The 25,453-nt window shown below is 41.5% G+C and carries 15 protein-coding genes and 1 pseudogene; 10 read left to right on the top strand and 6 right to left on the bottom strand.

Annotated elements, in window-relative coordinates:
• Positions 1-409: 409 nt before the first annotated feature.
• The 4 genes from FUT79_RS01440 to FUT79_RS01425 form a co-directional block, all read right to left on the bottom strand.
• A complete protein-coding gene (locus FUT79_RS01440; RefSeq protein WP_148889204.1) occupies positions 410-2,131 on the bottom strand; it encodes an ABC transporter ATP-binding protein in 1,722 nt (573 codons plus the stop codon).
• Entirely contained in the window at positions 2,121-3,866 is a 1,746-nt protein-coding gene (locus tag FUT79_RS01435) for an ABC transporter ATP-binding protein (protein WP_148878726.1), read from the bottom strand. The genes FUT79_RS01440 and FUT79_RS01435 overlap by 11 nt, the downstream gene beginning before the upstream one ends.
• 194 nt (positions 3,867-4,060) lie before the next feature.
• Positions 4,061-4,696, bottom strand: a complete 636-nt coding sequence (locus FUT79_RS01430) for a TetR/AcrR family transcriptional regulator (RefSeq protein WP_024752919.1) — start codon at positions 4,694-4,696, stop codon at positions 4,061-4,063.
• A gap of 146 nt (positions 4,697-4,842) precedes the next feature.
• Positions 4,843-5,331 (bottom strand): ORF6N domain-containing protein, encoded by a 489-nt coding sequence (locus FUT79_RS01425; protein ID WP_024752918.1) that lies wholly within the window; start codon positions 5,329-5,331, stop codon positions 4,843-4,845.
• Between the two features lie 696 nt (positions 5,332-6,027).
• Here FUT79_RS01425 and FUT79_RS01415 point away from each other — a divergent pair.
• From FUT79_RS01415 to recG, 5 genes are all read left to right on the top strand, one after another.
• Positions 6,028-8,730 (top strand): valine--tRNA ligase, encoded by a 2,703-nt coding sequence (locus FUT79_RS01415; RefSeq protein ID WP_024752916.1) that lies wholly within the window; start codon positions 6,028-6,030, stop codon positions 8,728-8,730.
• Between the two features lie 435 nt (positions 8,731-9,165).
• Positions 9,166-9,396: a hypothetical protein gene (locus FUT79_RS14950; protein WP_024752915.1), complete on the top strand. Its 231-nt coding sequence runs from the start codon at positions 9,166-9,168 to the stop codon at positions 9,394-9,396.
• Positions 9,397-9,710: 314 nt separating this feature from the next.
• Complete coding sequence (locus FUT79_RS01405; RefSeq protein WP_187426515.1) at positions 9,711-10,844, top strand: YibE/F family protein; 1,134 nt, start codon at positions 9,711-9,713, stop codon at positions 10,842-10,844.
• Positions 10,845-10,951: 107 nt separating this feature from the next.
• Entirely contained in the window at positions 10,952-12,841 is a 1,890-nt protein-coding gene (locus FUT79_RS01400; RefSeq protein ID WP_044634932.1) for a bifunctional metallophosphatase/5'-nucleotidase, read from the top strand.
• Positions 12,842-13,796: 955 nt separating this feature from the next.
• A complete protein-coding gene (gene recG / locus FUT79_RS01390; protein WP_148889778.1) occupies positions 13,797-15,845 on the top strand; it encodes an ATP-dependent DNA helicase RecG in 2,049 nt (682 codons plus the stop codon).
• Positions 15,846-15,914: 69 nt separating this feature from the next.
• Here recG and thrS read toward each other — a convergent pair whose 3' ends face one another.
• Together thrS and FUT79_RS01380 are read right to left on the bottom strand one after the other, a co-directional pair.
• The gene (thrS, locus tag FUT79_RS01385; RefSeq protein ID WP_024752910.1) at positions 15,915-17,666 is read right to left on the bottom strand and encodes a threonine--tRNA ligase; all 1,752 of its coding nucleotides are present in this window, start codon (positions 17,664-17,666) and stop codon (positions 15,915-15,917) included.
• Positions 17,667-18,161: 495 nt separating this feature from the next.
• Positions 18,162-19,007: a DUF368 domain-containing protein gene (locus FUT79_RS01380; RefSeq protein ID WP_024752909.1), complete on the bottom strand. Its 846-nt coding sequence runs from the start codon at positions 19,005-19,007 to the stop codon at positions 18,162-18,164.
• Between the two features lie 353 nt (positions 19,008-19,360).
• On the opposite strand from FUT79_RS01380, the gene FUT79_RS01375 reads away from it, so the two are divergent.
• The 5 genes and pseudogenes from FUT79_RS01375 to FUT79_RS01355 all read left to right on the top strand — a co-directional run bounded on the left by FUT79_RS01375 (position 19,361) and on the right by FUT79_RS01355 (position 25,355).
• Positions 19,361-19,966, top strand: coding sequence for a MarC family protein (locus FUT79_RS01375; protein WP_231577636.1), 606 nt, complete (start codon positions 19,361-19,363; stop codon positions 19,964-19,966).
• A gap of 616 nt (positions 19,967-20,582) precedes the next feature.
• Positions 20,583-21,119 (top strand): annotated as a pseudogene (locus FUT79_RS01370) (IS3 family transposase); the annotation flags it as partial.
• A gap of 249 nt (positions 21,120-21,368) precedes the next feature.
• Positions 21,369-21,842, top strand: a complete 474-nt coding sequence (locus FUT79_RS01365) for a hypothetical protein (RefSeq protein WP_024752906.1) — start codon at positions 21,369-21,371, stop codon at positions 21,840-21,842.
• A 47-nt stretch (positions 21,843-21,889) separates the two neighbouring features.
• Positions 21,890-23,977 carry a hypothetical protein gene (locus tag FUT79_RS01360; protein WP_024752905.1) on the top strand — a complete coding sequence of 696 codons (2,088 nt, stop codon included), beginning with the start codon at positions 21,890-21,892 and terminating at the stop codon, positions 23,975-23,977.
• Between the two features lie 361 nt (positions 23,978-24,338).
• Positions 24,339-25,355, top strand: coding sequence for an IS5 family transposase (locus FUT79_RS01355; RefSeq protein WP_024751992.1), 1,017 nt, complete (start codon positions 24,339-24,341; stop codon positions 25,353-25,355).
• Positions 25,356-25,453 lie beyond the last annotated feature (98 nt).

The following is a 25,453-nucleotide window of genomic DNA, read 5'->3' as shown; positions in this document are numbered from 1 at the left end:
GCCGTCCGTGGCAAAATGAAACCGTCTGTTTGAAACCACCGCCATGCTCTGATTTTTAGTATTCTTGATTAAATCAGTGCTGCGAGTTTAAAAGCTTCAATTTTATAATTTACTGTTGATGCTTTTAAACATCGTTTGAATTTGTTCTGAGTTTTGCCGTCTGTGTCAAAAACTAAACCTGCGAGTTTTAAAGCTTTATAAATAGTCCTGCTTTAAAACATTGCTTCTGCTTGGAACCACGGGCGTCCGTGGCGGTGCTGAGGGGGTAGCCGGAATAACAAGTTCGCTGCTCGTATATAGCAGCAGCAAGATTAGGAGCGAAGAGCGGATAATCCTTGCTCCAAAAAAAACAATTGCAGCGAACTTTTATGGAGGCGAGGGGGAGACTTCCCCCTCCTAAATATTTTTCCTAATAGCTATACGCTTCCGTTAAACCGGATTTTTCAATCATGGCGCGGTAGAGTGCCGAGGTTTTAAGGAGTTCAGCGTGGGTGCCTTCGGCTTCGATTTTGCCTTCGTTCATGACGATGATTTTATCCGCTTTTTCGATTGACTTGAGTCGGTGCGAAATGATGATGACAGTTTTGTCTTTTATCAAGGTGTTAAGGCTTTCCTGAATTTTCATTTCGTTTTCAACGTCGAGCGACGCGCTTATTTCGTCAAGGATAATTATCGGTGCGTTTTTTAAAAAGGCGCGGGCGATGGAAAGACGTTGGCGCTCTCCGCCGGAAAGCTTGCTGCCGTTTTCGCCAATGGCGGTGTTGTAGCCTTCGGGAAGGGCTTCAATAAATTCGGTGCAGTTTGCAAGGCGGGCTGCTTCTTTTACTTCATCGTCGCTTGCATTTTTATTTCCGATTCTAATGTTTTCCATCACCGATGCATTAAAGAGCAGAACATCTTGGAATACAATTGAAATTTTATCGAAGAGACTGTCGGTGTCGATTTTATTTATTTCTTTTCCGTCAATGAAAATATGCCCCTTATCGTAATCGTAGAGCCGCGATGCAAGCCTCAACACGGTAGTCTTACCACAACCCGAAGGACCGACAAGGGCGGTAACTTTGTTTTGCTCTGCCGTAAAAGAAATGCCGTCAATTACTTTGGCATCCTTATTGTATGAAAATTCAACATCCTTGAATTCAATATTGAATGACAAAAGGTTTGCGCTTTCACCTTCTTGCACGGGTTCATAGCGAAGCTCGTTTATGCGTTTAATGCGGGAATCCAAATACATGAGTTCCGCAATGCTTGCTTCAATTCCTGAAACCACATCGGTAATTCGCGCGGCGGCGATAATGTATCCGATTAAGTATAAAAGAGAGACGGTGCCTGCTAAATAAAATTGTAAGCCGAAAAATGCGGTGAGCCCGATTGTAAAGCGTAAAATTAAAAGCGCCACATTCAAAGGTGCTGCCTGCATAAACTCAGCTTTAATGTGAATCTTTTCAGTTTCTTCTGCAATCTTGTATAAATTTGCAGCGGTTTCTTCCGTGCGTCCGTAGCTTTTTATTTCTTGCTGAAGCTCAATTGCTTCCTGAAAATCTTCCGAGCGCTCCCGCATTGAATGGTAGTGCTTTGTTGTACCTGAAACTTGTATCTTTTTTGAAAGCAACATTAATATAATGCTGATAATGATAGGCGCAAAAACGCATAAACCCAAAGCGGGATGAAAGCTTATCATCATAATTCCCATAATAATAAGGAATAGTGTAAGCCCTATTGTTTGCGGAATTGCATGACTTAGCCCATGTTCAATTGCCGCAACATCCGCCATAACTGTTTGCGATAAATCCGAAACGTCGTGTTTTGAAAAATACGAAAGCGGCAGGTTTTTTAAAGTGTTTGCAATTTCAATTCGCAGTGCCGCACTTTCTTTATACGTTTCGGTATAGAGTGTGTTGTAGTTTATAAAAATAATAATGCTCATAATAAGCCCGATGATAAGGATGCCTGCAATATAAAAGTATGGGCTGTGCATTTGCCCTTCCAATAAACTTTGCACAAAAAACATAATTAAAAAAACGGGTGCAATAAATGCAATGTTCGCCAGAGTCGACATAAGAGCTGCTCTAATACAGCCGCGCGCTCCCGTTTCGGTTACGCCGAAAAGTTTTTGCATTTTAGTTATCATAAACCCTCCAGTTGTTTGCTTCTAAAAATAAGTTTTGCAGTTTTTTATATCTAGTGTCTTGAGCCATAAGTTCTGCATCGCTTCCGCGCTCTACGATACTGCCTTCATCTACGACAAGAATTTCATCAACATTGCGTATTGAGCTTAAGCGATGTGCAATCATAATAACTGTTTTATCTTTCATTAAATTTGAAAATGCTTGTTGAATTTCGTATTCGTTTTCGGGGTCGGCAGCGGCCGAAGCTTCATCTAAAATAATAATGTTTGCATTTTTTAAAATAGCGCGCGCAATTGCAATGCGTTGCGTTTCGCCACCTGAAAGATGTACGCCTTGCGATCCTATGACAGTATGCTCTCGCTCTTTAAATTTATCCAAGATGTCATCGCAACGAGCTTGTTTTAAAGCTTCCATCACTTCCGCATCGCTTGCGTTTTTGTTTCCCATTTTAACGTTTTCAAAAATGCTTGTTTTAAAGAGTTTTGCATTTTGAAAAACAAAAGCGATATTTTCCATCAAAGCTTTTTGAGAATACTCGCTAATGTTTTTTCCGCCGATAAAAATTGCTCCGTCATTGATTTTATAAAAGCCCGAAATCAATTTTGCAATTGTCGATTTACCTCCGCCTGATGAGCCGACAAGGGCATAGTTTTTTTTGCCTTCGAGTTTAAAACTTACGTTATTTAACACATTTTCCTCACCGTATGCAAAGGAAACGTTTTTAAATTCAATATCAAAGTTATCAAACTTTTCAACAGTGCCGTGTGTTAAATTATCTTTTTGCATTTCGGTAAAAAGATTTTCAAGCTTGTCCACAACTTGTGCAGCTTGAAAATTATACATGCCTACATACATAACGCGCATAAACGAAGCGAATAAGATTCCGGCAAAGCATACGTAAAAAATAATTTTTGCTAAAATGAGTTCGATACCTGCACCCCTGTTAATGTAAACAATGGCAACGGGCACGGTAAATAGGGTGAATAAATTGAAGAGTACTTGAAAAGAAACATAGGGCGTTCTGCAACTGTTTGAGTAATTAAGTGCAAGTTTTGCATACGCTGTAATTGCTTCATAAAACGCTTTAAATGATTCAACCGTGCCGCGGAATATTTTTACAACCTGCATACCGCGTACGTATTCAACTGCTTCGGCATTTAATCGTTCGAGGGCAAGCATGTATTGTTCCATAAAACTCTTGTCGCCCATCATAAGTTTCATTTGTAGACCGCCGATAAGAGCTACAATCAAAAGCAATATACCGAGCTGCACATCTACCATGAATACCAGGATAAACATGAGTATTGGCGTGAGAAGGGCCGCAACATTGTCCGGTATGAGATGAGCGACAATCATGTGGGTTTCCGCCGCATTGTCATCAATGAGTTTTCTGATTTTTCCCGATGGGTTCATATCAAAAAATGCAAACGACGCCTTCATTAAATGATCGGTTGCCGCCTTGCGTAAATTTGTTTCAAGCCTAAAGCCCAAAATGTGGGATGCCCAGACTGCAAAAAAACCGATGAGCAAATTTGCAATAAGTAAGGCGACAATCGTAATCGCATAGAATTTACCGTCCTGAATTTTTTTTTCTACAATCAGTGCGTGTAAAAACTTCCATAAAAACCAATAGGCTGCAATCTGCAAAAAAACAGACACAGCGGAAAAAAATATCGAGATATACGCACAGTGCATTTTTTCCGGCGTATACTTTAATAATTTTTTGTATGTATTCATACATACCTCCATAAAAAAAATTTGAGGAATCATCAGATTCCGAAAATATTTTTTTAAGTGCTTTTGTAAGGCGAAGCCTGAAAAAGCACATACAATATGCGATGTTTTGCATGTCAAATAAGAAAGCAAAACTCGCCGGTGAACATGGCGACGCAAATTTTAGGAGGCATGTTCACCCCACCTCCCATATATAATTATTCTTCCTCTTGTAATTCCCAATATTGTTTCCAGCCTGCACAATGGTAATCGCTGATATCTATTGCATACTGAGCGGCTTCCTGTTTTTTTAAATCATGCTGAAAAATTTCTTTTAAGTTTTCCATGTGCGAAGAAACCATAACATGAATAAAAAAACGCTGTCGTTTTGAAACGCGGATATTATCTCTTTTAAGCCACTCGACGGTTTGCTTTTCCATATAGTCAATAGCCTTATCAAAAATATGCTCATACGAACTTCCCTTTGAATGGCAAACTAAAAGCTTCATCGTATCCCAATTATCATAAAAAAAATCTACAAACTTCAAAAACCTTTTATTTGACTCCGCCCGTATAACAGCAAGGTTTGTGGTTTTCATATCATACTCCGGTTCAGCGTGATGTGCTAAAATGCGGAGAAAATCTTCAAAAGCTTTTTCAACAAGAGCTGTAAAAATACTGTCCTTGTTTTTAAAAAGGTTATACAGTGCTCCGGTTGTCAGCTCTGCTTTTTCCGCAATCGCTCGCACACTCGTTCCCGAAAAACCTTTTTTTAAAAACTCCCCTTTTGCCACAAAAAGAATTTTTGCTTTTGTGTTCAGCTCATCTGCAGTAACGACAATATTTTTTTTCATAAACCCACCGATATTAATAACAAAGATATTATTTAGTAATAGTGTTATCATTTTATTAAAAAATGTCAACTATGGGAAACTACTTTTTTTAATAAAATTTACGAAAAAAACGGCTGGCGGATAAATTTATGCATTTGTTTGTTATTTTAGACTAGGTTTAAGGCAGGGTTTAACCGGAGTTTATCGATTACTTTATGATAAATTCCCTGTTCGGTAAACGCATACGGAAGATAACGTTTACCGCCCCAACTTGAGGACGAGTTTTTTGACTTTAAGTCGGTGTTTTCAATGTTAAATTTTTCTGTGAAGTTTTTAGCGTTCTCACTTAAACTTGAGGTGCAATTTTTGCACCTCAAGATTTCAATTTCTTCTTTGGTAAGCTGAAACATAAAATCATCACCGTCAAATTTATCAATATTATTTTTAACCTGTCGATTAAAATTTTTGGTTTCATAACCATATATTTCCGCCAATTCATAATCAAGCATTACTTTTTCTCCTCTGATTATATAAATTTTACTGCGGATTGTGCTCGTGTTTACAAGCAATATTTGCTGTTCCGATTTTTTTGTTGATTCTTTTACTCTTGCTAAAGTATTATCAGTTTTTATTTTTGCTTTTTTATTTTTATCCATGTTTTTCTCCGGATTGTATTTTAATTTGCAAAATAGCATAGCGTTTTATAATTAACACCCTGTATAATAATCAGCGCATTAACAGGGGGCTTGCGGATGCAGCATTCCTATGGTAAATTGCTCACCGTTGCGCCGTGTCGAGCTCTTTTTTATAAAATTATTTACGCTTCGTATTAGGTGAATTGAAAAGCTGATTGAAGATATCAAAAATACTACAACAGAAGTTCACCTATCATTATAGGGTTTTGCAAATATAAATGCCAAAATTTAAGAAAAATTTTATCAAATTTGATTTTTTTCTATTTTCTATAGACGCACACAGTTCATATCGGTAAAAGGATTTTCAATGGACAAAGAAACATACTCATTTCGGAACACAAGGATTGCGCGCGCAATTTTAGCATTGGATAATAATTCGTGCCAATTCAGCATCGCTATGGTAAGTTACTCACCGTTGCTCAATTCCAAACGATGTTTTAAAGCATCAACACAAAACTGTAAAATTGAAGCTTTAAAACTCGTTGGCGAAGTTACAGTAAATTTTCAAAACTTCGCCGTTGCGCCGTGTCGGGCTCTTTTTAAAAATCAGAGTATAAGAGAATAGTCGGAGTGAGGAGGCAACAGGGTTTATCTTGAAACTTACGATTGGAACAGGTATACTTACGCCCATAATTGATTTTTATTTGGAGTTTGTTTATGGCGGAACGGTTGCAAAAGATTGAGCTTGAGAAAGCGTATAATCCGAAGGATTTTGAGGATAGAATTTATGAGCAGTGGGAGTCGCAGGGCTGTTTTAAGCCGGTGAAGCGCTCGGATACAAAAGAAAACTATGTTGTTGTTATTCCTCCGCCGAATGTTACGGGTGTGCTGCATATGGGGCACGGTTTGAATAATACGTTGCAGGATATTGTTGTCCGCTACCACCGCATGAAAGGTGATGAGACGCTTTGGGTGCCGGGTACCGACCATGCGGGGATTGCTACGCAGAATGTTGTGGAGCGGCAGCTTAAAAAGGAAGGGAAATCCCGCCACGATTTAACGCGGGAGGAATTCTTGCAGCGTACGTGGCAGGTAAAAGATGCTCATCACGCAATTATTGTTAATCAACTGAAAAAAATAGGCGCATCGGCTGACTGGAGCCGCGAGCGTTTTACCCTTGATGAGGGGTTGTCGGCGGCTGTCCGCGAAGTGTTTGTTACGCTTTACGAGCGCGGGCTTTTGTACCGCGGGAATTATTTAGTGAATTGGTGCACGCGCTGCGGTACCGCCCTCGCCGATGACGAGGTTGAGTACACCGATAAAAAGGGCGCAATGTATCATATTTACTATAAGCTTGCGGACGGGCAGGTGCTTGCCGACGGTTCCGACAGGATTGAAATTGCAACAACCCGCCCCGAAACGCTGTTAGGCGATACCGCTGTTGCGGTACACCCCGAAGATGAGCGATACGCACATCTTGTCGGCAAATTGGTTGAACTCCCGTTAACAGGCAGAAAAATTCCGATCATTGCGGACTCATATGTTGACAAGGAGTTCGGCACCGGTATGGTAAAGATAACGCCCGCCCACGATCCGAACGACTGGGAAGTAGGAAAACGCCATAATCTTGAAGTAATCAATATCTTAAATCCCGACGGCACGCTGAATGATGCGGTGCCGCAAAAATACCGCGGGCTTACCTGCGAAAAAGCACGCAGTCTGGTGCTTGAAGACTTACGCGAACTTGACCTTTTTAAAAACGAGGAAAAAATTACCCATGCGGTAGGCGAATGTTATCGCTGTCATACCACTATTGAGCCCTATCTTTCGGAGCAATGGTTTGTGAAAATGAAACCGCTTGCTGAAAAAGCACTCTCCGCATGGCAAAAAGGGGAAATTACTTTTTACCCGAAAAAATGGGAGAACACTTATGCACATTGGATGGAAAATATCCGCGATTGGTGCATTTCGCGGCAGCTGTGGTGGGGGCACCGCATTCCCGCATGGTACTGTGATGATTGCAAACAAATGACTGTTTCGCGCGAAGACCTTTCAGCTTGTACGCATTGCGGTTCAAAAAATATTCACCAAGACCCCGATGTTTTGGACACATGGTTTTCAAGCTGGCTTTGGCCTTTTTCTACCTTGGGCTGGCCGTCAAAAACCGAAGACTTAAAAGCCTTTTATCCTACCACCGCATTGGTAACCGCCTATGACATTATCTTTTTCTGGGTTTCCCGTATGATTATGGCAGGGCTTGAATTTACCGGCGAAGTTCCGTTTAAAGATATTTACATTCACGGGCTTGTGCGCGACCGGCAAGGCAGAAAAATGAGTAAATCACTCGGGAACGGCATTGACCCGCTGGAAGTGGTAAAAAGCTACGGAGCCGACGCCCTCAAATTCACCCTCGCCTTTATGTGCGCCCAAGGACAAGACGTTTTGGTTGATATGGAATCCTTCAAGCTGGGCTCCCGGTTTGCAAACAAAATCTGGAATGCTTCCCGCTATATTTTAGGCAACCTTGAAGGCAGAGAAATCCGCCCCGTTAAAAAATCGGAATTAACCGAGCTTGACCGCTGGATTTATCACGCACTGAATAAAGCAGCCGACAATTCCCGCAAAGCCCTTGAAGCATATCGATTTAACGAAGCGGCGCAGGTACTGTATGAATTTTTCTGGAACAACTTCTGCGATTGGTACGTGGAAGCAACTAAACTCTCATTCAAAACAAATGACGAAAACGAGATGAACCGCGCCGCATCCGTACTGCTTGCAGTTCTTGAAGAATCCTTGCGGCTGCTGCATCCCTTCCTCCCCTTTGTAACGGAAGAGATATATGGCCGGCTCCCACAAAACTGCGCATTCGGTGCAAAACCGCGCGCCGCTATTCTGATGACCGCCGTATATCCCGCATTCACGGAAGACAGAATCGACGAAACCGCCGCCCGCCGCTTTGAGGCAATGCAGGACATTGTGCGCCAAGTACGCGCCCTGCGCACCGAGTGCGGCATTGATCCGCAACTCAAACTTTCCATAGCGCTTTTTACCGAAGATCAAAGCCCCGCAGCCGCCGCAAAAGAAAAAACGGATATCATCAAAATGCTTGCAGGCCTTTCCGATATCAGCTTTATCGCCTCGCCTGCGGAAAAACCGGCATCCTCAATCGGCACCGTTGGAGCCGGCTTTGAAGCTTTCATCATCACCGGAGAGGCGGTCGACCTCAGTCAGCTGCGCCAACGCTTCCAAAAAGAGTCGGAAAAAGAAACGGCAAACCTTGCCCGCATTGAGGCAAAACTCGCCAACAAAAACTTCACCGACCACGCCCCCGCCGACGTCATCGAAGCGGAAAAAACAAAACTCGCCGAAACAACCCGCCGCATCCAAAAACTCGCTGGCTACATCAAAGACCTCGGCTAAGAGCTTCAATTCGGGCGCGCCGCAGTACAGCAGCTTCCACGGGATAATTTTAAACCAAACACTGAAATTATCCCGACAAGCCGCTCTTTTACTATCTCGAACAGATTTTTAATGTATCTGACACGAAATTGATACAAAGAGTTCGACACAACGGTTTGGTTTTGACGTCCATGTCAAAACCAAACCTGCGAGTTTTAAAGCTTTGCAAATTACTTTGCTTTAAAACATCGTTTCTGCATGGAACCACGGGCGTCCGTGCCCGTTCTGATTTTTTGCCGTCCGTGGCAAAACCAAACCGTCTGTGTGGAACCACCGACACGCACTGATTTTTAGTATTCTTGATTAAATCAGTACTGCGAGTTTAAAAGCTTCAATTTTATAATTTTGCATTGATGCTTTTAAACATCGTTTTGCATTGTTCTGAGTTTTCCGTCCGTGGCAAAAACTAAATCAGGAGTTTTAAAACTTCCTGTTATAAAAAGAGCCCGACACGGCGCAACGGCGGGTAAACTTACCATAGGAAAGCTTATACGTATGGGCTTGCGGCTTGTTTTAGCGTGCAAGCACACCGAAGGCTGTGTGCCTGATTTTTTTTACTATCGGAACCTTCCCTGCGCATTAAAACTTATAATCAATAATTGCATACAAAAGCTTCTATCACAGTAAAACAGTCCCCTGTTCGCCCGCGTGAGGGATTGGAGCAAATGACTTCGTTTTTTACATCCGTAGCAAAACGAAGTCGACGAGTTTTGCCCTTTTATTTTGGAAGGCGGGGCAAAACATCGCTGCAGGTTGGTGTTCAAAAGCGGCACTGTAACAAAATTGCGGCGCCAAAATAGCCGCAATTTTGGTCGGAACGGAGTGGAGTTGCGGAAAGCTCGACAGTTTTGCGGGGGTGGTTTGTAAGGCAAAACCGGCACGCCCGAATTTTTTATTTGACAGGTAAAAGCAGGTGGTGTATACTTTAAAAGATGCTGAGTATGTATAGGAAAATATTTATGCCGGCGGTTATTCTTATTTCCGCTGCGTTGCTGTTGATTATGCCTCGTGTGTGGATGCCTATTCGTCCGGCATCAATTTTTACGCAGGATTTTGTGCAGGGCAGGGTGGAAAAGGTGCTTTCCGAGGATTTAACGCCCGACCCGATATTGCAGAATAGATTTCGCGGAACGCAACAGCTGGAGGTGCGGTTGCTTGACGGCGTGTATAAGGGACAGGTGCATGAGGTGTATAATACGCTCAGCAGTTTGCACCATACCCGTGCTGTTGCCGGTATGAAGGCGCTGTTTACGGTGCGTACCGAAAACGGAAAGCAGCATGTGTGGCTGTATAATCAAAAACGGGACGGATATTTATATATTCTTGCGGGAATTTTTTGCGGGTTGCTGTTGCTTTTGGGGCGGTGGCAAGGATTTCGCTCTATTGTTGCACTTCTTTTTACCGGCGCTGTTATTGTTACTGTTCTGATTCCCTGCCTTTTTGCCGGTTTTAGTCCGGTGCCGATCTCGATTTTGCTTGCGGGGCTCATAACGGCGGTTAGTTTTTTACTGATAGGCGGGTTTTCCCGTAAAACAACCGCAGCGATTATCGGGACTATTTTCGGGATCGGGCTTGCAGGTGCTATTTCCCTTGTAACAGGTTATGCGGCGCAACTTTCCGGCATAAACATGAGCGGCGGAGAGCAGCTTTTAAATATTGCCCGCGATTATCGGCTGCGGTTGGACGGACTTTTGTTTACTTCTATATTAATTGCATCGCTTGGAGCGGTAATGGATGTAAGTATGTCGATTGCCTCGGCAATGCAGGAAATTTATGCGGCGGATAAGTCGGTATCAAAAAAAGCCCTCTTTTTGTCGGGGCTTGCGGTGAGTAAAGATGTTACCGGAACTATGAGTAACACGCTTATTCTTGCCTTTACCGGAAGCTCTTTGCCGACTATTATGATGATTTGGGGTTATGGAATGTCATACCGCCAGTTTACCAATATTCCGCTCATAGTGATTGAGCTTATGCACGGGCTGGCGGGCAGTATCGGAATTATTGCGGCGGCGCCCTTTACCGCAGCAGTTGCGGTTTTCTTATTGACGGAAGAAACTTCTGTTCAAAAACCCTGATTTTACCTTCGGAGACTGTGTAAAACCGTAACCGAGGCAGCGCAGAAAGATTTTTTATTCGGAATATGCGAATTCCGAATAAAAAATTTATCTTTAAGGAGCAGAGTATGAATCATCGAAAAAAGCTGCCATTTTTTGCAGCATTGTTGTCCGCTATATTATTTATAGCATGTCTTGGGTCAAATGCCGGTATCCAGCCGGACGGGCGTACCGCTCGTGCAAAAGGCAAGCAATTTGACACGGTGCAGCTTGAGCATAAGCTCATAACCAAAGGCGAAGCGGGTGCCGATGAAGTGCGCTTAGTATTCGGGGCAACTGCCGATGTGCACGGCAGACTATATCCCTATGACTATGCGATTACCGAAGAAGACCCCGATGCCGGATATTCAAAAACCTACACAATTGTGAAAGAAATGCGCGCAAAATATCCGAACATGGTTTTAATGGATGTCGGAGACACGGTGCAGGATAATAGTGCGGAATTGTTTAATGACCTTGAAACCCATCCCATGATTCAGGCAATGAATTACATGGACTATGACATTTGGGTGCTTGGAAACCATGAATTCAATTTTGAAAAAGAATTTTTGGTGCGCAATATCAAAAACTTTAAAGGCGCTGTTGTTACCGCAAATATTTATAACACCGCTGATAACAGCAGTTTTGTCCTTCCGTATCAGCTCTTAAATATTGAAGGAGTCCGTGTGGCTGTCGTCGGTTTAGTGCCTCCGCATATTCCTATGTGGGAAGCATCTTCCCCCTCTCACTTTAAAGGCCTTTCTTTTGAAGAGCCGCTTACCGCAGTTCGCAAAACAGTGGATTCGTTAAAGGGACAATACGATGTTTTAGTCGGAGCCTTCCATCTTGGACGCAGTCCCGAGTACGGCTCGCAAGGCAGTGCCTTTTCGATTGCCGAAGCAATTCCCGAATTCGATCTTATTTTCGGCGGGCACGAGCATGCGCGCTACGTTACGGAAGTTGCCGGCAAAAACGGCGATAAAACATGGGTGCTTGAGCCCGGATGCTACGGCTGGGCATTGGCAGTCGGTGAAATAACGGTGAAAAAACAAAACGATACATGGAAAGTTGTCAGTGTAAAAGCGGAAAACAAAGAAACCGAAAAAATCGAAAGCGATTCCGAGCTTGAAAAAGAATTCAGGTTTGTCCATGATGAATCTCTTGCCGATGCGAACACGGTTATCGGAAATGTTACTGAAGACTTTATCAAGCGGGTTGATTACATTACCGGCAAAGAAGAGGTAACCACCATGCCGACCATCCAGCTGGAAGATACCGCATTGATTGATTTTATCAATGAGGTGCAGCTGAAAGTCGCAAAGGCGGACGTTGCATCGGTTGCCGCATTCCGTGCCGATATCAACCTGAAAAAAGGAAGCTTCAAGAAAAAAGATGTCGCTTTTATCTATAAGTACAACAACACCCTTATGGGTGTGAACATGAGCGGAGAGAATTTGCTGAAGTATATGGAATGGTCTGCGCGATATTACAACACCACAAAAGAAGGCGACGTTACCATCTCCTTTGACCCAAATATCCGCGCATATAACTACGATATGTTTGACGGTATTACCTATAATATTGATATTTCAAAACCGGCCGGCAGCCGCATCGTGGATGCAAAAATAAACGGAGCTCCGATCGATCCGAAAAAAATCTACAAGGTTGCGGTAAACAACTATCGCTTCGGCACTTTGCAAAAACTCGGACTTGCAACACCGGAAGATGTTTATTTTGACTCGTACGAAACCATGCAGGACGCAGGACGTATCCGCGATTTGATTGTCCAGCATGTAAAGCAAAAGAAAAACATCAGCCCGAAAGTAAACAATAACTGGAAGCTGATAGGATTTAACGATAGGGTCGAGGGACGGGAAGCAGTGCTTGAAAAAATACGGAAAGGCGAAATTACCATTCCCCGCTCAAAAGACGGCAGAACCCCGAACGTAAAATCAATCAACATTAAAGACATACACTAAAAATGGTAATTACCGTCCCGCCTAATCCGCATAAGGATTTGACGGGGCGGAATTACAAAACCTCGGCATGGGATGGCCCTGCTTTTTCAGGCGCCCAATCGGCAGTATATTGAGTGAAAATTTTCTGAAAGTACCGAACCGCATCAATCCGACACAACGGTTTGGTTTTGCCGTCCGTGGCAAAACCAAACCTATGAGTTTGAAAACTCCTGTTTATATAGCTGTGGTAGTTTTCAAACTCAATTCTGCTTGGAACCACGGGCGTCCGTGCCCGTTCTGATTTTGCCGTCCGTGACAAAATGAAACCTGCGAGTTTTAAAGCTTTGCAAACAGTCTTGCTTTAAAACGTCGCTTCTGTTTGGAGCCACCGCCGTCCGTGGCGGTTCTGAGTTTTAACGTCCGTGTCAAAAACTAAACTTGCGAGTTTTAAAGCTTTACAAATTACTTTGCTTTAAAACATCGTTTCTGCTTGGAACCACCGCCACGCCCTGATTTTTAGTATTCTTGATTAATCAGTGCTGCGAGTTTAAAAACTCCTATTTATGTCAATGTGGTAGTTTTTAAACATCGTTTTACATTGTTCTGATTTTGACGTCCGTGTCAAAAACTAAACTTGCGAGTTTTAAAGCTTTGCAAATTACTTTGCTTTAAAACGTCGCTTCTGTTTGGAACCACGGGCGTCCGTGCCAGTTCTGAAATTTACATCCCTCTTAATGCAGGGCTACGGAAGCGCAAAGTCTCCTTAATGCAACGCATAAACCGTCGGGTTTAAAGGACTGACAAAGCCCTTGTATAAACATTCCTATAGTAAGTTTACTCGCCGTTGCGCCGTGTCGGGCTCTTATTAATGAAAAATCGGACAGGAAAAGAATAGACGAGGGAAGAAGCCCCCTTCTAAGTTGATGCCGCAAAATGGAGTCTTTTATCTTATCAAAAAATAGGATATAGTGTGCGCATGCGTGTTGCGGAAATTCAGGTTCCCGTTTCTCATTTGCCGGGGGCGGGAGCGGTTACGGTTACACAACTTAGTAGGCTCGGGGTGCAAACAGTCGGCGATATTCTGCTTTTATGGCCGCGCACTTGGGAAGACCGCACAAGGGTGGATTTTCTTGCCGATTATGATTCGGTGCAAAAGTTGCAGGTTCGCGTGAAGGTAGTCGGACAGGAGTGGTTCGGGTTCGGAAGAATGCGAACTTTAAAACTGATTATTCAGGATGAGTGCGGAAGTTTTGCGGAGCTTGCCTGTTTTAATCGTAATTTTTTGGAGAATGCCTTTCCGGTCGGCGCAGAGGCTGTTGTCTACGGAAGTTTTTATTATAAATACGGGAAGCTGCAATCTTCCGCATTTGAAATTGAAAAACCGGAATCGGCGGAGCAAAAGATTTTGCCCGTATATCCGCTGACGCATGGCTTGGGGCAAGCAAAACTGCGGAAGCTTATTCAAACCGCATTGCGGCAGTATGCGCGTGGCATCGATTCCGAGTTGCCTGCCGAAGTGATGGAAAAGTACGGGCTGCCGACAAAGCAGCAAATTCTTTTTTTTATGCACAGTCCGCAAACAGTACAGGAAACGGAACAAGCCCGCCACGCACTTATTTTTGAAGAGTTTTTCATTTTTCAAACAGAGCTTGGGAAACGCTCTATTCAACGGCGGGGCAAACTACCGTATTTTTCAGAGACGGAATCCGAGTTTGCCTCTTCCAAGCCGCGTCAGCCGGTTTTAACGCAGTTGCAGCAGCAATTGCTGAAACGGCTTCCGTTTGCGCTTACCGCAGATCAGCGTACCGTTACAGCGGAAGTAAATGAAGACCTTGAGGGAACCGAGCCGATGGCGCGACTTATTCAAGGCGATGTTGGTTCGGGAAAAACGCTGACCGCTTTTCTTGCCTGCCTGAATGTGATTGAAAAGGGCGGGCAGGCAGCCTTTTTAGCACCGACAGAACTTCTTGCACGCCAGCATGCGGAAAATGCGGCAAAACTTCTGGAGCCGCTTGGGGTGCGTCTTGCTTTTTTAACCGGAAAGGCAAAGGGAAGAAGCCATTTGCTTGCAGCCCTTGCCGACGGTTCTATTGACTTAGTGCTCGGCACTCATGCGCTTTTTTCCTCAGGGGTGAGCTATAAAAATCTCCGGCTTGCGGTTGTTGATGAGCAGCACAGGTTCGGCGTATTGCAGCGTTCCGCAATTATTCAAAAAGGTGTTGAGGGAAGCAAAGAAAAAAAGCCTCCGCATTTTCTTATGATGAGTGCAACTCCTATTCCGCGAACATTGGCGCTTTCGGTTTTCGGCGACTTGGATATCTCGGTTATTAAAACAATGCCGGAAGGGCGGAAGCCGGTTATCACCTATGTTGCCTCCCAAGCAAAGGCGGAAAAGGTTTATACGTTTATCGGCAAAGAAATTGCGGCGGGAAGGCAGGCGTACTTTGTCTACCCGTTGATTGAAGATTCGGAAAGCCTTTCGCTAAAATCAGCCGAGCAAATGTATCAGTATTTGCAGCAAGGTTTTCCCCGCCATAAAGTTGCCCTCATTCATTCCAAAATACCGGAAAATGAGCAGAAGGAAATAATGGAAGAGTTTAAGGCGGGGAAAATCCATATTCTTGCGGCAACAAGCGTTATTGAGGTAGGCGTTGATGTGCCGAATGCAACGTGCATGGTGATTGAACATTCCGAGCGGTTCGGGCTTTCCGCCTTGCACCAGTTGCGCGGGCGGGTTGGGCGCGGCGGAGAGCAGGCCTATTGTTTTTTAATGTACGGAAAAAATATTACAAACGACGGCAAAACCCGCTTGAGTATTATGAAAGAAACTACGGACGGTTTTGTAATTGCCGAAGAAGATTTAAAGCTGCGCGGCCCGGGTGACATCGGCGGGATTGAGCAATCCGGCTATCTCGGATTTAATCTTGCAGACCCGATGCGGGATTACACACTTTTGCAAAAGGCGCGGCAAGCGGCTTTTGCAATTCTTGAAAAAACCATGCAAAAAGAGTCTGAGCCCTTGTAAAAAAAACGGGCGGGTATTTTTAACCCGCCCGTTTTTTTTACCGTTTCTTGCAAGCTTTAATACGAAAGCTTACATTGCCGTTATTGCATGTGTTGCGATTTTCTCTTTTATAAAGTTTACAAAAGCTTCTGTCGTCATTGTCTTTTGATCGCCGTGATGAATACGCACGGCAAGGCTTCCGTTTGCAGCTTCTTTTTCACCGACAATAAGCTGATACGGAATGCGCTGCTCCTGATATTTTCTGATTTTTGCATTCATTCTGTCGGTGTCAATATCCGCTTTTACGCGCAGGCCTTGCGCTGCCAAATCTTTTGCCGTTTTTTCCGCATAATCGTTAAAGGTAGGCGCCACCGGAATAACCACCGCCTGCAACGGAGAAAGCCATGGGGGAAATGCCCCCGCATAATGCTCAATAAGAATGCCGATAAAACGCTCAAGGGAGCCAAGCGCCGCGCGGTGCAGCATAACCGGATTATGCTTTTGGTTATCTTCGCCGATATACTCCGCATTAAGCCGCTCTTTTGAAGGCAGCTGGTAATCAACCTGTATCGTGCCGCACTGCCACTCTCGTCCAAGCGAATCAATCAGGGTGAACTCAAGCTTCGGCCCGTAAAATGCGCCTTCTCCTTCGGCAACCTCGTATTCCAAGCCGGCGTCTTTACACGCATCGGCAAGGGCTTTTTCCGCCCTATCCCAAGTCGCATCATCGCCAACCCGTTTCTCAGGCCGCGTGGAAAACTTTACCAAAATACTGTCTTCGGCAAAACCGAAGTCGGCGTACATATTCTTTAAAAGAGCACAAAACTTTTTAACTTCTGAAGAAATCTGCGCTTCAGTACAAAAGATATGCGCATCGTCCTGCACAAAACCGCGCACCCGCAAAATTCCGTGCAAAGAACCCGAAGGCTCATTTCTTGTGCATGAACCGAATTCCGCTAAACGCAGGGGAAGGTCGCGGTAACTTTTAATTCCCTGCTTGAAGATTTCAATATGGCCGGGGCAATTCATCGGCTTCAGTGCAAAAAGACGTTTTTCACTTTCGGTGATAAACATGTTTTCTCGATACTTTGCCCAGTGTCCCGAGCGCTCCCAAAGACTTTGCGGCATGACAAAAGGAGTTTTTACCTCAAGATAGCCGTCAGCCTTTATTTTTTCCCGCACATAGTTTTGCACCAATAAATACAGAGCCCACCCGTTCGGATGCCAAAAAATCTGCCCCGGATTTTCTTCATCAAGATGAAAGAGTCCCAAGGATTTTCCCAGCTTACGATGGTCGCGCTTTTCCGCGTCTTCAAGCATAGCAAGATACTCTTTTAAGTCGGCAGGCTTTTCCCATGCGGTACCGTAAATGCGGGTAAGCATCGGGCGCTTTTCATCGCCGCGCCAATATGCTCCGGCGATTTTGGTAAGCTTAAAACTTTGCGCATTTATTTCTTTTGTGTTTTGCACATGAGGCCCGCGGCAGAGGTCAACAAAATCGCCGGATCGATAAATACTGATTTCCTCATCGGCGGGAAGCTCATTGATAAGTTCTGTCTTAAAAGGCTGATCTTTAAACAATGCAAGAGCCGCATCCCTTGTGACCACCTCTTTTGTAAAATCATGATTTCCGTTTACGATCTTACGCATTTCTTTTTCTATGTGCAGCAAATCCTCATCGGTAATCGGACGAGGCAGCTCAAAATCATAATAAAAACCGTAATCAATCGCCGGCCCGATTGCAACCTTCGTTCCCTTAAAAAGCTTTGTTACCGCCGCTGCCATAACGTGGGCAGTACTATGGCGTATCATATCAAGCCGTTCTGATTTTTTTTGTATCATACTCGTCTCCCTTCATCAAAATATAGCCATGCAATGGTGTTATCTGTAATAGCAGAAACTATCGAATTGATCACTCAATTTTTAACCATGTGATTTTTGCTCATTTACATTATACAGATATATTATAGTAAAAAGTAGTCTATCCTGTGTGTTCTGTCAATACCGTTTTAAAATTAACCACGACACAACGGTTAGTTTTTGACGTCCATGTCAAAAACTAACCTATGAGTTTAAAAACTCCTATCATAAAAAAGAGGTAGTTTTAAAACTCATTTCTGCGTGGAACCACCGCCATCCGTGGCGGTTCTGATTTTTGACGTCCTTGTCAAAACCAAACCTGCGAGTTTTAAAAGCTTTGTAAATAGTCTTGCTTTAAAACATCGTTTGGAGTTTGACAACGGTGGGCAATTTACCATAGGAATGCTTGAAATCCGTAGTCACTTATTGTTGATACCCCGATTTGTATAACAGGGAAGTTAATTACAAAACGCTATATTAGACATCCTCTTCATTATTAAGTCTACTAAATATTGAGATAAGGGCATAGCCCGCCAAAATAGCCACAACGGAAATAAGCCGTTGAGAAATGGGTTGGCAAATGCGCGGAAATATCGGGAGAATAGAAGCGGCAACCAACCCGAGTATGAATGAATACATTTGCACTGGAAAACGTTTAAGTAAAAAATCTATTACTCTTGAAGTTCCGACAAGCCCCGCAAGTACGCCGAATCCAATCGGAATAAGCAAGGGGATATTAAAAGACGAAACCGCTTGAATAACTGTTTGGTACGCGCCCAAAACTAAAAGAATAAAGGAGCCTGAAATGCCGGGAATAATCATTGCCAAGGCGCCGATAAAGCCCATTGCAAAAAGCCACAGAAAAACCGATGCGGAAAGGCTTGTTACCGCCGCAGTGCGTACGACTGCTACATAATTTTTCAAAAAGAAAATTGCAAGCATGATTCCCGCTCCCACGGCAATCCACAGTATTTTCTGCAAAGTTAGGCTTTCCTTCTGAGCGCCGTCTTTTGTTTTTATGTAAATAAACGGAATGCTGCCTAAAATTATTCCGACAAAAAAGAAATTGGTGTATATGGGATAATATCGATATAAAGCTTCAATGACTTTTGCAAAAACTAAAACACCGGTACCTATTCCCAGTACAAGCGCAAGCATTTCTCTCCACTGCGCTTTTATTTCTTTTATCGAAATAGAAGTTAACGCAACCATCAATGCATATACATTAAAAATAACCGCAATGGTACCGCCGGATACACCGGGTATAACATTTCCAATGCCTATTAAAATGCCAACAAAAAATTTTACTGCCAGTTGTATCATATTTTGAAGTATACAGGAAAAAACTATGCAGCTCAAGCGGAAAACTCTTTGACTTGCTGAAATATGCCATTAAATTGCACATATTCATTCGCTCTTATTTTACAAAAAATAGTAGACTTTATAATTCAGAAATCAAAATAAGCTAGCGACTTTTTGATAACTTGATGCGGTTTTAATAAAACCGAATATAATGGGAAACACTGAAACACGTCAAAGCGTCCTGTGCCGACAACAAATAAAAATCGGCGGGTTTAGGGGCGCAACCTCCATTCCTGCGTGAACCCTAAAAACATGTCAAACCGCTTATTGAAAATTTCTCTTTTTTATTATACTCTTTGCTTATGACAGTGTGGATGCAGATTTGGTCAACGGCGGTTATTTTAATTTTTGTTATCGACCCGATAGGGAATATTCCTGTCTTGCTTTCGGTATTGCGCAGCACCCCGCGAGAGCGGCATAGCAAAATAATTTTGCGCGAAATGCTTGTGGGACTCATTTTAATGATACTCTTTCTTTTTTTCGGAAGAGCTTTTTTGATGCTTTTCCATCTGGAAACCGATGCAATCAGAATAGCCGGTGGAGTTATTTTTTTTGTTATCGGCATTAGAATGATATTTCCCGATCATAATGCGCCGCTATATGCGATAGACGGGGAACCTTTTATTGTGCCCATTGCAATCCCATTGACTGCCGGTCCTTCCGTTTTGGCAACGCTGGTCGTTATGACCGAATCCGGAAGCATTAGCCGCCTTATGCTTTTTATCTCCTTAGTGGTTGCATGGTTTATTTCCTGTGCTATACTTTTATCAGCGCCTTATTTATATAAACTGCTTAAAGAACGCGGTATCTCTGCATTGGAACGCCTCATGGGAATGCTCCTTTTGATGCTTTCAGTACAAATGTTTATAGAAGGAATCCGCTCAATCCTTATCCCCGTTCTGTCAAACTTCACACCTTAAAAAGGATTATTGCAACAAAAATTATGAATCTCCGCAAAAACACTTAAGTTTGCTGTAATAAAATTGTTTTATTAGTCTGTAATGCTTTGTCAGGCTCTTTAATTATTTCCTCTTTATATTTGCTGAGATATTGGCAAGAGCTCGGCAGCTTTTCACTATTCTCCCCTTTTTTTAAAAATTCTTTCGAAGGCTTCTCATCGGCTGATCTCCCGCTGCACAATAGAAAAATTTTCATGCTCTTGTCGTGGGCATGAAGACTTTTCTATTTACTGTTTCATTATTTTTGAGCATCTTATATATGCAATATACATAACAATCTTTTTTGGTATAAAAATTATTTTAGAGGTTTTTTACCAAAACATAGTAACACCGACTTTTATCATTGATGCATCTTCGAGTTAACAGTATTGCAAGTTTTAATTTTAAAAAGTTTTATAAAAGCGCTCATTGCTTTTTATATTTTATGGAAGGATTCTTACAAAGCGTCATGGCTTTAAGAATAGCGGTTTTGCCTTTTGGCAAAATAACAAAACGATTTTATTGCAAAATTTTTCCTTAAAAACGTAAGGATGCAATTTTGCAGAAGGAGTAATGTGATGAGAAAAAACAAGAACGAAAAAATCTTCCGTCAAATATTCTTAACCGAGAGTTTGTCGCAACAACATTTTTAAGCAAGCTGGTTACGGACATATCATATTTTAAAGTAAAAGACGGCTGGTTATATTTAAGTCCGATATTGGATTTATATAATCGAGAGATAGTTGCCTATGCGTGTTCACGGCATGTGGATGCGAAACTTGCCGTTGACACCGTTACGCACCGAGCCGAAAAATATAGTCTTGAAGGAGTCCTGCTACATAGCGATCAAGGAGGAACGTATACATCACATGCGTACCGAGAAAAACTGACTGAGCTTGGGATGATACAAAGTATGAGCCGGCGTGGAAACTGTTGGGATAACGCCTGCATAGAAAACTTTTTTGGAACCATTAAATGTGAAAGTGGTTATTATGATACATTGGAAAATGGATTACTCACTTATAAACAGATGGAAGAACTTATAGGTAAGTACATTGAATTCTTTAACAATGAAAGAATTCAAAAAAAATTGGGTTGGAAGTCACCTGTTGATTTTAGAACGCAGGTTGCTTAAAAAAAATAACTTTCGTGTCCAAAAAATGGGGGGCAGTACAACCCGCTTAAACCCGGTAAAAACACAGTAAAAATTAAGTTTGAAAAAGAGGGTTATAAAGCTATTGAACAAGACATTACAGTAACCAAGAGTGCGGTTAAATTTACCGATGTAAAAATTAGCGGCTCGGGCGTAACAAAAGATAAAAACGGCAACTTAAAGGTTGAAATTGATGAAGAAAAAGATGCCATTGAAAGAATTACAAAAGATATGATTACCGCCGGAGAAGGTGTTGAAGTAATAGGCGTTGATGGCGGCGATAAGCTTAAAGCCGGCGATAATAGCGTCAAAATCACATTTAAAGACAACAATGCAATTTTTGAAAAAGAAATAATAGTGCACGTAACCGGCGACTTTAAAAAGGGTGAGGTTTCTGTTGATGGTGGAGAGAAAAAGCCTCTTGAAGGAAATGTGGTTGTAACGGTTGAAGGTGGCATTGATAGTATTTCGCCTGAAAATATTAAATTTTTTGATAAGTATGGCAACCCTGATCCCGATGTTACAGTAGAAATTCTTGAAGGGGCAACCTTTGATAGTAACGGAAAAACAACAGTTAAAGTTAAACTTACCAAAGGCAATGATTATAAAGCTCTTGAAAAAGAAATAACTGTAACAAAAGCTTCTGTTAAGTTTGCAGATTTAACAATTGATGGCACAAGCTTGAGAAAAAAGATGGGCAGTTAAATACATCGGTAGAAAAGAACGTTACCGATCTTACCAAGCTTAAAGCTTTGATTGAATGTACAGATCCTGAATGGGATGTAACAATTGAATTCCCCGAAGGCGTTACTGAATTAACAGACGGGCAGAATACTGTTACGGTAACATTAACCGATAAAACAAAAACCGTAATCGTAACAAAGGATATAATTGTATCGAAGGCAAAATTTGACTTTCTTGCCACAAAAATTGACGGTACAAGTCTGACAGAAAAAGCCGACAAACTAGTTGTAACACTTGACGGCTCCGTTAATGCTATTAGTAAGAATATAATTACGCTGCCGGAAGGTGCTACAGAAGTTGTATCTATTAGCCCGGAAAATCTTAACCGCGGAGCGAACAAGGTTACAATTGCACTCAAAGATGAAAATGGCGTAGTTATAACAAAAGAAGTAACCGTAACAAGAGCAGACTTTTCCGTTACCGATTTAAAAGTTGGTGATAAGAATGTTGCAAAAGTGGGCAATGATTTTGCTATTGAAGTTACAAATGATATTGATAATACCTCAAAGCTTCCTACAACCGTTGACGGTGCAACAGTAACTTATAATCCTTCCGGCGAACTTACAGAAGGTGTCAATACTGTTACAGTTACCTTAACAAAAGGTGATGTAAAGCTTGTAAAAGAAGTAAAGATTACAAGAAAAGCAGCTGAATCATCTGCTGAGCACTTAAAATTAACAGTTGACGGACAGCCTGTAGTAGAAAAAGACGGTAAATTAGTTGTAGCGGTTGACGGTTCTGTAGAGCGCATAGCCAACACCGATGTTATTCATACTGAAGGTGCAACAGTAGCAATTGAAGGCGGTGAGAAATCGTTAACTGTCGGTGAAAATACTGTTAAAATTGCTGTAACAAAAGACGGTAAAACCATAACAAAAGATGTAACCGTAACAAGAGCAAACTTTTCCGTTACCGATTTAAAAGTTGGTGATAAGAATGTTGCAAAAGTAGGCAATGATTTTGCTATTGAAGTTACAAATGATATTGATAATACCTCAAAGCTTCCTGAAAGCGTTAAGGGGGCTACAGTAACTTATAATCCTTCCGGGGCACTTACAGAAGGTGTCAAAACTGTTACAGTTACCTTAACAAAAGGTGATGTAAAGCTTGTAAAAGAAATAAAGATTACAAGAAAAGCTGTTGAAGTACTTCCTGAGCCTAAAGAATTAAAAATTGAAACAGGTTCTGATGGCTCCGTTTTTGAAAAATATGGCGAGGGTAAGTATAAAGGATCTGTTAAAAATTCTGTTGAGAAACTTACAAGCGATATCATTAAATACTACGATGCAACCGGCAATCAGGATTCGAATGTTACGGTAGAAATTGTTGATTCGAATGGAAACCCTGTAACGGAAGCGAGCTTAGTAGAAGCATATACTGGAGAGGCTAATGTCACAACTCCGAACTCGAACGAATTCAAAATTAAATTAACAAAGCCCGGATCCGGATATAAACCGCTTACGATAGATATAATAGCGCATAGGAATTCGGTCATCAAAAACTGGACACCTAATCCTAAAGATGGCATAGATAAGTTTCCTTATACTACTGCTGCGAAATTGGACGAAGAAGTGAATATCTACGTTCCAATTGCAACGACCCAAGTAGCCTTGGCAGACATACTCGAAAACATTTTTGTTGAACCGGGAGCTTTGATAGGTAAAACACCGATTTCGATGCCCATACCTACTGGAGACAAATACAAAGTAACGCTTGACGCTCCCGGAGCTGAGAAGATTGTTAAAATACCGTTAAATGTTCCTTATTGCGATGCTGGTGAAAAGGTAACAGTAAAAATTATTAGAAGCAAAGAAGCTCCGGCAGCTGATAAGGTTACATTTACACTAGCGAGCGGTACAATAACCGGTTCTAATGCTTCAGAGTATGAAATAACTGTTCCTAATGATGTAGAAACGATTGACCAAGCCTTAGTCGATGATCTTAAGTATGACGGTGTTGAAATAAATATGGATACAGTTTTTATTACCCAAGAACCTGAAACCTTGAATGAAGGTGAAAATACTGTTACACTTGTGTTTAAGGTATACGGTTATGGAGACCTTAAACTAGAAAATTTAAAAGTAACGAGAGAGTAGCGATTTTTACCAATTAACTAATTTCGCTTAAAAAAAACTCCACCCTTCAATTGAAGGGTGGAGTTTTTTTATTTATGAATTAAAAAATATTGAATACTCGTATGATACATTAAAAGCGATTTTTAGTATCAGTATAAGGTTCTGTAAATAACTTACTGTTATGTGGTTCCATACAAAAGTGAGTTTAAAAACTACCACACTTCTATAAATAGAAGTTTTTAAACTCATAGGTTTGGTTTTGACATGGAATATTAACAGAAGATATTTTTTCTTTGACAAACAAAAAAAATGCGGTGTATCATCTTAAGGGCACCTCTAAAAACCCCCTTTAAAAAAGATTAAAAAGATGATAAAATGAGGTATGAAACAAAAAGGATTATTTGATGAAGAAGATCGTTTAAGAGTATTAAGTAAGCTAGGAGATAGTCTTGAAAAATTAAACGAAAAAATAAATTGGGAAATATTCAAGCCCCTATTAAAAAAAGCATTAACTAAAGAGCCAAAAGGTTTAGGCGGAAGACCTGCATACGATTATGTAATGATGTTTAAAATAATAATTTTACAAAAATTATACAACATAAGTGATGACCAAACGGAATATCAAATAAACGATCGGCTATCCTTTATGAGATTTTTAGGATTGGAATTAAAAGATAAAGTACCCGATGCAAAAACAATATGGCTTTTTAAAGAAAAACTCATTGAAGCGAGAGTATCAAAAAAATTATTTGAAAAGTTTGGAAAAGAATTAGCTAAAAATAACTTAATAGGAAAAGAGGGAACGATAATAGATGCGACAATAGTAGAAGCACCGATACAGCATAACAGCAAAGATGAAAATGAACAAATCAAAAACGGAAAAATTCCTGAACAATGGCAAGAAAAACAAAATAAGGCAAAATTATCGCAAAAAGACTGTGATGCGAGGTGGACAAAGAAGCATAAACGTAATTATTACGGTTATAAAGATCATATAAAAATAGATAAAAAAAGTAAGCTTATATTGAAAGCAACGGTAACAGCAGCCAATGTTCATGATAGTAGAGAGTTAAAAAATTTAGTTGAAAGGAAAGATGAAAGATTATACGCAGATAGTGCCTATATAGGAGAAGAAATAGAGGGGATTTTAAAAGCGAAAGGGATAGAAGGACAAATTTGTGAAAGAGGAGCAAGAGGGAAACCTCTTACTAAAAAACAAAAAATCGGTAACAGAAAAAAATCAAAAATACGGGCAAGAGTTGAACATGTATTTGGCTTTATGACAAACTCAATGAAAGGTATCTATGTAAGAACGATAGGACTAGCTCGTGCAACATTTTCGATAATAATGATGAACTTAACATACAACTTATGCCGATATTGCTATCTAAAGAAGTAAAATGAGAGAGCATATAGGTAATAAAATGGAAAAGTAAGAGAACTAAGATAAAGAATCCAAGTTTTACACTAGACAATTTATAAAAAAGCTACTAAAAT

Origin of the sequence: Treponema phagedenis (genome assembly GCF_008153345.1) — a bacterium.
GTDB lineage: Bacteria > Spirochaetota > Spirochaetia > Treponematales > Treponemataceae > Treponema > Treponema phagedenis.
The sequence above is the reverse complement of the archived record's forward strand: the minus strand, read 5'-3'. Positions and strand labels throughout refer to the sequence as shown.